At 74.8% G+C, this 9765-nt stretch carries 9 protein-coding genes, 1 pseudogene and 1 riboswitch; of the genes and pseudogenes, 5 read left to right on the forward strand and 5 right to left on the reverse strand.

The genetic code is table 11. The annotated features are described in order from the left end of the window. Positions 1 to 30: 30 nt before the first annotated feature. Complete coding sequence (locus tag ACYVQV_RS10220; protein ID WP_461023171.1) at positions 31 to 711, reverse strand: CAP domain-containing protein; 681 nt, start codon at positions 709 to 711, stop codon at positions 31 to 33. Between the two features lie 75 nt (positions 712 to 786). After that, entirely contained in the window at positions 787 to 1590 is an 804-nt protein-coding gene (locus ACYVQV_RS10225) for an exodeoxyribonuclease III (protein WP_461023172.1), read from the reverse strand. 84 nt (positions 1591 to 1674) lie between these two features. Between ACYVQV_RS10225 and ACYVQV_RS10230 the strand changes: the two genes are divergently transcribed. Together ACYVQV_RS10230 and ACYVQV_RS10235 are read left to right on the forward strand one after the other, a co-directional pair. After that, positions 1675 to 2889, forward strand: a complete 1215-nt coding sequence (locus ACYVQV_RS10230; RefSeq protein ID WP_461023173.1) for a M20 metallopeptidase family protein — start codon at positions 1675 to 1677, stop codon at positions 2887 to 2889. A 124-nt stretch (positions 2890 to 3013) separates the two neighbouring features. Further along, on the forward strand, positions 3014 to 3787 hold the full coding sequence (locus tag ACYVQV_RS10235; RefSeq protein ID WP_461023174.1) for a DUF4190 domain-containing protein: 774 nt from the start codon (positions 3014 to 3016) through the stop codon (positions 3785 to 3787). Between the two features lie 76 nt (positions 3788 to 3863). Here the strand turns inward: ACYVQV_RS10235 and ACYVQV_RS10240 are convergent, their stop codons facing one another. Both ACYVQV_RS10240 and glyA read right to left on the reverse strand, forming a co-directional pair. Further along, complete coding sequence (locus ACYVQV_RS10240; protein WP_461023175.1) at positions 3864 to 4745, reverse strand: bifunctional methylenetetrahydrofolate dehydrogenase/methenyltetrahydrofolate cyclohydrolase; 882 nt, start codon at positions 4743 to 4745, stop codon at positions 3864 to 3866. Then, positions 4742 to 6088 (reverse strand): serine hydroxymethyltransferase, encoded by a 1347-nt coding sequence (gene glyA, locus ACYVQV_RS10245; protein ID WP_461023176.1) that lies wholly within the window; start codon positions 6086 to 6088, stop codon positions 4742 to 4744. The genes ACYVQV_RS10240 and glyA overlap by 4 nt, the downstream gene beginning before the upstream one ends. Before the next feature lie 39 nt (positions 6089 to 6127). Beyond that, positions 6128 to 6216: riboswitch (ZMP/ZTP riboswitch) on the reverse strand. 36 nt (positions 6217 to 6252) lie between these two features. Here glyA and purU point away from each other — a divergent pair. From purU to ACYVQV_RS10260, 3 genes are all read left to right on the forward strand, one after another. Further along, complete coding sequence (gene purU, locus ACYVQV_RS10250) at positions 6253 to 7161, forward strand: formyltetrahydrofolate deformylase (RefSeq protein WP_461023177.1); 909 nt, start codon at positions 6253 to 6255, stop codon at positions 7159 to 7161. A gap of 67 nt (positions 7162 to 7228) precedes the next feature. Beyond that, positions 7229 to 8062, forward strand: coding sequence for an aldo/keto reductase (locus tag ACYVQV_RS10255; protein ID WP_461023178.1), 834 nt, complete (start codon positions 7229 to 7231; stop codon positions 8060 to 8062). A gap of 91 nt (positions 8063 to 8153) precedes the next feature. Further along, positions 8154 to 9356, forward strand: a complete 1203-nt coding sequence (locus ACYVQV_RS10260; protein ID WP_461023179.1) for a metal-dependent hydrolase family protein — start codon at positions 8154 to 8156, stop codon at positions 9354 to 9356. 252 nt (positions 9357 to 9608) lie between these two features. Here the strand turns inward: ACYVQV_RS10260 and ACYVQV_RS10265 are convergent. After that, positions 9609 to 9765, reverse strand: a pseudogene (locus tag ACYVQV_RS10265) (aromatic ring-opening dioxygenase LigA); the annotation flags it as partial.

Consider the following 9765-nt stretch of genomic DNA (forward strand, 5'->3'; position numbering starts at 1 on the left):
CGCACCCGGGCCGCCGCCCCGCGACGGGACTCAGTAGCCGACGAACACCTGGACGGCGACCCAGCGGCCGTCGGGCGCCTGGGCGACGGCCATGCCCGAGTGCGTGTAGGCCCCGTCGACGATGTTGGCCCGGTGACCGGGTGAGCCCATCCACGCGGAGACGGTCTGCGCGGCGTCGCCGCTACCGCGCGCGATGTTCTCCCCGACGACGGCGGCGGCGCAGCCGTCGAGGACCGGCCGCAGGTCCTGGTGGGCCCACCGGCCCGTGGACGCCACGTGGTCGGCCCAGCGCTGGGCGTACCGCAGGGCACAGGACGACGGCCCGAGCGCCCGCAGGCCGCGGCTGGTCCGCTCGGCGTCCACGGCCGAGGCCAGCGCGTCGGCCCGGCCGGAGGTGGAGGGAAGCGGGTCGCGGGCGGTACCGCGGGACGCCGCCTGCTGCCCGCCCGGCCGCGCCACGGCCGGCGTCCCGGCCGCGTCGTGCGGCTCGGGCGCCGGCGGGGGGACGACGGAGGTCAGCGCCGCCGCGGCCGGCACCGGAGCGTCGGCGGGGGCCGTGACGGCCAGCGGCTCGGCGACCCGCAGCGCCTCGGCGGCCGGGGACGGGACGGTCCCGCCGCGCGCCGCACCCGGGTCCTGACCGCAGGCAGCCAGCGCCGGGAGCACGGCGACGGCCGCGATGGCAGTGACACTGCGAGTCCAAATGCTCACAGGGAGTCACTGTACGGCGACTCACCTCGCCCCGTCACGCCGAGGAACCCACCCCGGGCGCCCTGGAGCCCGTGCTCAGAGGTCGTACGACACGACCACGGGGGCGTGGTCGCTCCACCGCTCGGCGTACGAGGGAGCCCGGTCCACCTCGGCCTTGACGGCGGCCGCGGCCAGGGCGGGGCTGGCGATCTGGTAGTCGATCCGCCAGCCGGTGTCGTTGTCGTACGCCCGGCCCCGCCACGACCACCACGAGTACGGACCGGGCCCCTCCCCGGCCAGGGCGCGGACGACGTCCACCCAGCCGAGCTCGTCGAACCACCGGTCCAGGTACGCCCGCTCCCGCGGCAGGAACCCGGACTTCCTCAGGTTGCCCCTCCAGTTGCGCAGGTCCTCCTCGCGGTGCGCGACGTTGAGGTCCCCGCAGACCAGCACGTGGTGCCCGGCCGCGCGCAGCACCGTCATCCGGGAGGTCATCGCGTCGAGGAAGGCGTACTTGACGTCCTGCTTCGGGGTGTCGGCCTCGCCGGTGTGCACGTACACGCTCACCGCGGTGAGCAGCCCGCCACCGGGCAGCTCGAGGTCGGCCTCCACCCAGCGGCCGGCCCCGGCGAACGCCGCGTCCCCCACGTCGTCCCGGACCTCCCGGACTGGCAGCCGGGACGCGACCGCGACCCCCGCGCGTCCGGCGTGCCCGTCGAGCGTCGGCTCGCTGTGCGCCAGCCCCCAGCCCTCGCCGAGCGTCTGGCACAGCACCGCGTCCGGGGCGCGCACCTCCTGCAGGCACAGCACGTCCGGACGCCGCTGCTCGAGCCACGCGGGCATCCCGCGACGGTGCGCGGCACGCACGCCGTTGACGTTGACGGAGGCGACGGTGAGCACCCGGGGATCGTAGGAGGGGCCTGCTGGCGCGCGGGCGCCGGCCACGTGTGGCCCACCACCACGGCGCCGTGGTAGAGACGCCCCATGACCTTCTCCGAGGACGCCCGCGCCCTCCAGGGCGACCTGGCCGAGCTGCGGCACGCGCTGCACCGCATCCCCGAGGTCGGGCTCGACCTGCCCCGCACCCAGGCGACCGTCCTGGAGGCGCTGGAGGGGCTCGACCTGGAGGTCACCACGGGCACCGGGTGCACGAGCGTCACCGCGGTGCTGCGTGGCGGCGCCGACGTGCCGGACGCCGAGCGCCGCACGGTGCTGCTGCGCGGGGACATGGACGCGCTGCCGGTGACCGAGGAGGTCGACGTCCCGTTCCGCAGCGAGCACGAGGGACGGATGCATGCGTGCGGCCACGACCTGCACACGTCGATGCTCGTCGGCGCCGCGCGGCTGCTGCACGCCCGGCGCGACGAGCTGCCCGGTGACGTCGTCCTCATGTTCCAGCCCGGTGAGGAGGGCTTCGACGGCGCCGGGGTGATGATCGACGAAGGCGTCCTGGACGCCGCCGGGCGTCGTCCCGACGGGGCGTGGGCGCTGCACGTGTTCTCGGCGTCCATCCCGACAGGGGTCGTGACCGGCCGCGGCGGCCCGCTGATGGCCTCCAGCAACGAGCTGCACGTCACCGTGCGCGGCGCGGGCGGGCACGGGTCGGCCCCCCAGATGGCGAAGGACCCGGTGCCCGTGGCCGCCGAGATGGTGCTCGGCCTGCAGAACCTCATGACCCGCACCGTGTCGCCGTTCGCGCCCGCGGTGCTCACCGTCGGGCAGTTCTCCGCCGGCACCAAGGCCAACGTCATCCCCGACACCGCCCAGTTCGCCGCGACGGTGCGCTGCTTCGACGACGACGTCCTCGCCCGGCTCGAGAAGGACACCGTCCGGTACTGCCAGGGGGTGGCCGCCGCCCACGGCGTCGAGGTCGACGCCCGGTTCGTGCGGCAGTACCCCGTCACCGTCAACGACGCCACCGCCGTCGGCTTCGCGGAGCGGGTCGTCGGCGAGACGCTGGGGTCCGACCGGTGGCAGACCATGGACGACCCGATCACCGGGTCCGAGGACTTCTCCCGCGTCCTGCAGGCCGTGCCCGGGGCCATGCTCTTCCTCGGGGCCCCGGCGGGGGGCGACCACGAGAACGCGGCCTACAACCACTCGCCGTTCGCGGCGTACACCGACGACGTCCTCGCCGACGGCGCCGGCCTGTACGCGGACCTCGCCGCCGCCACGCTGGCGGCCAGGTCGCTCGGGTGACCCCGCCGACCGGTTGAGCCGGGCGGGGGCCTGCGTGCCGAACCCGCTGCGTCGCGCGGACGGCGCGCGCGAGACTGTGCGCCGGCGGGCGGCAGGCGCCCCGCACGAGACGGAGGCGCGCGGCGTGACCGAGCAGGATCGACAGGACGGCAGCCAGGCGACGCCCGACTGGGGGTCGCCCGGGCCCCCGTCGCACCTCACCACGCTGCCACCGCCACCGCCACCGCCACCGCCACCGCCGCTGCCGGCGGCACCGGCACCCCCGTGGGCACAGCAGGTTCCCCGCTCGGGCCGCACCAACGGCCTCGCCGTCGCCGCCTTCGTGCTGTCGTTGCTCGGTGGCGTTCTGCTCAGCGTCGTGTTCGCCGTCATCGCCCTGAACCAGATCCGCGCCCGGCGGGACGACGGCAAGGGGCTGGCCGTGTGGGCGCTGGTCATCAGCGGCCTGTGGGTCGTCGGGTTCGTCGTCCTGCTCGCGGTCGGCTTCGCGTTGCAGCCGCAGCGCGACAGTGCCGGCAGCGTGGTCGACGCCGGTACCGAGAGCGTCTTCACGCTGCGGGTGGGCGACTGCTTCGACGAGCCCTCCGCAGAGATGGTCCAGGGCGTCGCCGTCGTCCCGTGCGGCACAGCGCACTTCGCGGAGGTGTACGCCGTCCTCGACATGACGACGGGGCCGTCGTTCCCCGGCGAGCAGCAGGTGGCGGACGAGGCGTTCGACCGGTGCGCGGCGGAGTTCGAGTCGTTCGTCGGCGTCCCCTGGGCTGACTCCGCCCTCGACGTCTACCTGTTCTACCCGAGCGAGCAATCGTGGCGGCACAGCCACGACCGCACCATCCAGTGCGCCGCCTTCGACCCCGCGGGAGCCAGCACCGGCACGCTGCGGCTGGCCGGCCGCTGACCGTCGGTGCCCCGGTCACCTGCTGAGTGACCGGGGGCACCGGCGGTCGTGGACGGGTCACCCCACCCGCACCGTCTCAGGCGAGGGAGCGCTCGGCCGCCTCGACGACGTTCGCCAGCAGCATCGCCCGCGTCATCGGCCCGATCCCGCCCGGCACCGGCGTGAACCAGCCGGCGACCTCCTCGACGGCCGGGTCGACGTCACCGACGAGGCGCGCCCTCCCCGTCGCCGGGTCCTCGACCCGGTTGATGCCGACGTCGACGACGACGGCGCCGGGCCGGACCATCTCCGGCGTCAGCATCCCCGCGACCCCCGCGGCGGCGACGACGACGTCCGCGGCCCGGGTGTGGGCGGCGAGGTCCTTCGTCCCGGTGTGGCACGACGTCACGGTCGCGTTGACCTCACGCCGGGTCAGCAGCAGCCCGAGGGTGCGGCCGACGATGACCGACCGGCCGACGACGCAGACCTCCGCGCCCGACAGGTCCACCTCGTGGCGGCGCAGGATCTCGACGACCCCCCGCGGCGTGCACGGCAGCGGTGTCGTCACCGGACCGGACACCTTCGTCACGAGCTGACCCAGGTTGTACGGGTGCAGCCCGTCGGCGTCCTTGCCCGGGTCGATCCGGTCGAGCACGGCGTCGGAGTCGAGCCCCGCGGGCAGCGGCAGCTGGACGATGTAGCCGGTGCACGCCGGGTCGGCGTTGAGCCGGTCGACCGCCTCCTCGACCTGGGCGGCCGGGGCGTCCGCGGGCAGGTCGACCCGCAGGCTCTCGATCCCCACCTCCGCGCAGTCGCGGTGCTTGCCCCGCACGTACGCGTGGCTGGCGGGGTCGTCCCCCACGAGCACCGTGCCGAGGCCCGGGGTGAGCCCCCGGGCGCGCAGGACGTCGACCCGCTCCTTGAGCTCCGCCTTGATCGCGGCGGCGGTGGCGGTGCCGTCGAGACGGCGCGCGGTCACCAGTCCTCCAGGCCGTCGTAGAGCGGGAACTGCTCGGCGAGGGTCGCGACCCGGCCGCGCAGCGCCTCGACGTCGCAGCTCGGCTGCAGAGCGGCGGCGATGACGTCGGCGACCTCGGCGAACGCGGCCTCGTCGAACCCGCGGGTCGCCAGCGCCGGCGTCCCGATCCGCAGCCCGGACGTCACCATCGGCGGGCGGGGGTCGAACGGGATGGCGTTGCGGTTCACCGTGATGCCGACCTCGTGAAGCCGGTCCTCCGCCTGCTTGCCGTCGAGCTGCGACTCGCGCAGGTCGACGAGCACGAGGTGGACGTCGGTGCCGCCGGTCAGGACGGACACCCCGGCCTGCGCCACGTCGGAGCCCGTGAGGCGCTCGGCGAGGACCCGGGCGCCGTCCATGGTGCGCTGCTGGCGCGCCCGGAACTCCTCCCCCGCGGCGATCTTCATCGCGACGGCCTTCGCGGCGACCGCGTGCATCAGCGGACCACCCTGCTGCCCCGGGAACACCGCGGAGTCGATCTTCTTGGCGTGCTCGGCCCGCGACAGGATCATCCCGCTGCGCGGCCCCGACAGGGTCTTGTGCACGGTCGTCGTGACGACGTCCGCGTGCGGCACCGGCGAGGGGTGCAGGCCCGCGGCGACCAGGCCGGCGAAGTGGGCCATGTCCACCATCAGCAGGGCGCCGACCTCGTCGGCGATCGAGCGGAACGCGGCGAAGTCCAGGTGCCGCGGGTACGCCGACCAGCCGGCGATGATGAGCTTCGGCCGGCGCTCGAGCGCCACCTCGCGGACGGCGTCCATGTCGACCAGGAACGTCTGCGGGTCCACGCCGTAGGCGGCCACGTCGTACAGCCGCCCACTGAAGTTGATCTTCATGCCGTGGGTGAGGTGGCCGCCGTGCGCCAGCTCCAGGCCGAGGATCGTGTCGCCCGGCCGGATCAGGGCGTGCATGACCGCCGCGTTGGCCTGCGCCCCGGCGTGCGGCTGGACGTTGGCGTGCTCCGCGCCGAACAGCGCCTTCGCCCGCTCACGCGCCAGCTCCTCGGCGACGTCGACGAACTCGCACCCGCCGTAGTAGCGGCGGCCCGGGTAGCCCTCGGCGTACTTGTTCGTCAGCACCGAACCCTGGGCCTCCAGGACGGCGCGCGGCGCAAAGTTCTCGCTGGCGATCATCTCCAGCGTCCCCCGCTGGCGGCCGAGCTCGTCGCGCAGGACGGCGGCGATCTCCGGGTCCACCTCGGCGAGGGGCGCCTGGGTGACGGCACGGGTCGCGGCGGCTCCCACGGCCGGTCCGGCGGCCGCGTCCGCGGCCGGGGCGACGGTCTCGTTGCTCACGTCGGTCATCGACGTTCCTCCTCTGGGCTGGCGGGCACTCTGCAGCACGGCAGGGGCCCAGGCGGACGACCCCTCGTCGGTGGTGCGGTGCCGCTCCCCGGTGGTTGACCACCTGTACGCCAGTCGCGGCCCGGCCAGGCTAGCGAACGACGCCCCCGGCGCGCGCACTAGCCTTGACCGCCGTGACCGGCACCCCCGTCCCCGCGCGACCCGACGCGCTGCCCACCGCGACCCCGGGCCGCTCGTGGGTGCTCACCCTGTCCTGCCCCGACCGGCCGGGGATCGTGCACGCCGTCTCCGGGGCCATCGCGGCCGTCGGCGCGAACATCGTCGAGAGCCAGCAGTTCCGTGAGCCCTCGTCCGAGTCGTTCTTCATGCGGGTGCAGGCCGACCTCGCCCCCGGCGCGGACGTCGACCCGCTGCGCGAGCGGGTCGAGGACGTCGCGCGCGCGTTCGCGATGAGCGCCGAGCTGGTGCCGCTGCGCCCCGTCCGCACGGTCGTGATGGTCAGCCGCGAGGGGCACTGCCTCAACGACCTGCTGTTCCGGCAGCGCTCCGGCACCCTGCCCGTCGACGTGCGCGCCGTGGTGGGCAACCACACCGACCTGGCCGAGCTCGCCGCGTTCTACGGCGTGCCGTTCCACCACGTCCCGGTGACACCCGAGACCAAGCCCCACGCCGAGCAGGCGCTGCTGGACCTCGTCCGCGACACCGGCTCCGACCTCGTCGTGCTCGCCCGGTACATGCAGGTCCTCTCCCCCGCCCTGTGCGAGCGCCTCGCCGGCCGCGCCATCAACATCCACCACTCGTTCCTGCCGAGCTTCGCCGGCGCCAGGCCGTACCACCAGGCGTACGCCCGCGGCGTCAAGGTCATCGGGGCGACCGCCCACTACGTCACGGCCGACCTCGACGAGGGGCCGATCATCGAGCAGGACGTCGAGCGGGTCAGCCACGCCCACGACGTCTCCGAGCTCAAGGCGATCGGACGCGACCTGGAGTCCCGGGCCCTGGCCCGCGCCGTCCGCTGGCACGCCGAGCACCGCGTCCTCGTCGACGGACGCCGGACCGTCGTCTTCCGCTGAGTCGCTGGGTCACCGCGCCCCGCTCCCGAGCGGCGCGGGCGCGGACCCCGACCTAGGGTCGGGGACCATGAGCATCCCCACCACGAAGACCGTCCGCGGCGTCGCCGTCCCCACCCTGGGCATCGGCACCTGGGAGGTCACCGGCGACACCGCGACCGACACCGTCGCGGACGCGCTCGCGGCCGGCTACCGGCACGTCGACACGGCCGCCGCCTACGGCAACGAGGAGCAGGTCGGCGAGGGCCTGCGCCGCAGCGGCCTGGCCCGCGACGAGTACTGGCTGACCTCCAAGGTGTGGCGTGACGACTACGAGCCCTCCGCCCTGCGTGCCAGCGCCGAGCGCTCGCTGCGGTTGCTGGGCGTCGACCACCTCGACCTGCTGCTCCTGCACTGGCCCGTCGAGGACTGGGCGGTGATGGAGGCCGGTCTCGGCGAGCTCAAGGCGCTGCGCGAGCGGGGCCTCGTCCGCGAGGTCGGCGTCTCCAACGCGCCGTCCCAGCTGCTGCACAAGGCCCTCGACGCCGTCCCGGAGGTGTTCGCCGACCAGGTCGAGTACCACGCGCACCTCAGCCAGCAGAAGCTGCTGGCCACGGCGGCCGAGCGCGACGTCATGATCACGGCGTACTCGCCGCTGGCCAACGGCAAGGGCCTCCTCGAGGACCCGGTGCTGGTCGAGGTGGCGAAGGAGCGGGACGCCACCCCCGGGCAGGTGGCGATCGCCTGGCTGGCCCGCCAGGAGCGCGTCACGGTCCTGCCCCGGTCCACGAACCCGGACCGGCGACGCGAGAACCTCTCGGCGCTCGAGGTGGACCTCACCGACGCCGACGTCGCCCGCCTCGACGAGCTGTCGAGCGTCCGCCGCCGGTACATCGACCCGCCGTTCGCCCCGGAGTGGGACTGACCCCTCCGGCACGACCGACCGACGCCCCGGTGCCGCCCACGCACCGGGGCGTCGCGCGTGCGTCGCCGCCGCCGTGCGGCAGAGTGCGCCCATGACGCGCACGGTGTTCAGCGGTGGCCTGGTGTTCGACGGCACGACGACGGGCGAGGCGGACGTCGCCGTGGAGGGCGGTCGGGTCGTCGACGTGGGCCGCGGCCTGGACGGCGACGACGTCGTCGACTGCACCGGGCGCACCGTCCTGCCCGGGCTGGTGGACTGCCACGTGCACGTGATGATCTCGGGGGTCGACGTGCTGCGCTCCCTGCAGACGCCGTTCTCCTACCCGTTCTACGAGGCCGCGCGGAACCTGCGGTCGACCCTGGCCTGCGGCATCACCACGGTCCGCGACGCCGGGGGTGCCGACCTCGGGGTGAAGAAGGCCGTGGACGACGGGCTCGTGGTCGGCCCGCGGATGCAGGTCTCCATCAGCATCCTCAGCCAGACCGGCGGCCACGGTGACGACTGGATGCCCTGCGGCAGCGACGTCCCGTGGCTGATCCCCCACCCGGGCCGCCCGTCGGGGGTGGTCGACGGCGTCGAGGAGATGCGCAAGGCCGCGCGCACGCTGCTGCGCGCCGGGGCCGACGTCCTCAAGGTGTGCACCACCGGCGGCGTGCTCTCGGCCGCGGACGACCCCCGGCACGCCCAGTTCACCCCCGCCGAGCTCGACGTCCTCGTCGCCGAGGCCTCGGCGCAGGAGCGCCCGGTGATGGCCCACGCGCAGGGCGCCCAGGGCATCAAGAACGCCGTCCGCGCGGGCGTCCGGTCGATCGAGCACGGCATCTACCTCGACGACGAGGGCATCGAGCTCATGCTCGAGCGGGGCACGTGGCTCGTGCCGACGCTCGTCGCCCCTCGCGCCGTCCAGGCCGCCGCGGCCGCGGGGGCCGCGATCCCCGAGGTCATGGTCGCCAAGTCCCTGGCGGTGACGGAGGTGCACACCGAGGCCGTCACCCGGGCCGTCGAGGCCGGCGTCCCGATCGCCATGGGCACCGACGCCGGGGTCGGCCCGCACGGGACGAACCTCGACGAGCTGCCGCTGATGGCGGCGTGCGGGATGGGCCCCGAGCAGGTGCTCGCCGCCAGCACGTCGCAGGCCGCCCGCCTGGTCGGGCTCGCCGACGAGGTCGGCCGGCTGGCACCGGGTCTGCGCGCCGACGTCGTCGTCGTGGACGGCGACGCCCGGGACCTGGACGACCTGCGGTCGCGGGTGCGCGAGGTGTGGAAGGACGGCGAGCGCGTCGTCACCGGCTGACCCGCCGTCACACCCGGCCCGTCACCCACGCGGCCCGTCACCCACGCGGCCCGTCACCCACGCGGCCCGACGCCGCCGCGCCCCTCCCCGGTTCACCCCCTACCCGACTGATCGTCAGACGGTTCTGGGGGTGATCACCCCCAGAACCGTCTGACGATCAGTGGGCTCGGGAGGCGAAGGACGCGGAAGGGGCCCGGTGCGTGCGCACCGGGCCCCTGGCGTGGGTCGCCTCGACGGGCGACCTGCCGGACGTCAGCGGGTCTCGTCCTTCTTCGGGGTGAGCTTGAAGAGCGCGGCACCGGTGACGGTGAAGAGGACACCGAGGCCCATCGCCATCGCGGCGACGCCGAAGGAGACGACCGAGGTGAACAGCGAGGCCCGCAGGAACGAGCCGTTCATGACCATCGCG

Source organism: Thalassiella azotivora, from assembly GCF_054781695.1.

Bases quoted from the DNA above. Each gene is read 5' to 3' on its own strand.
- ACYVQV_RS10230 (WP_461023173.1), top strand. From the start codon at position 1,675: ATGACCTTCTCCGAGGACGCCCGCGCCCTCCAGGGCGACCTGGCCGAG.
- glyA (WP_461023176.1), bottom strand. From the start codon at position 6,088: ATGACCGACGTGAGCAACGAGACCGTCGCCCCGGCCGCGGACGCGGCC.
- ACYVQV_RS10255 (WP_461023178.1), top strand. From the start codon at position 7,229: ATGAGCATCCCCACCACGAAGACCGTCCGCGGCGTCGCCGTCCCCACC.
- ACYVQV_RS10260 (WP_461023179.1), top strand. From the start codon at position 8,154: ATGACGCGCACGGTGTTCAGCGGTGGCCTGGTGTTCGACGGCACGACG.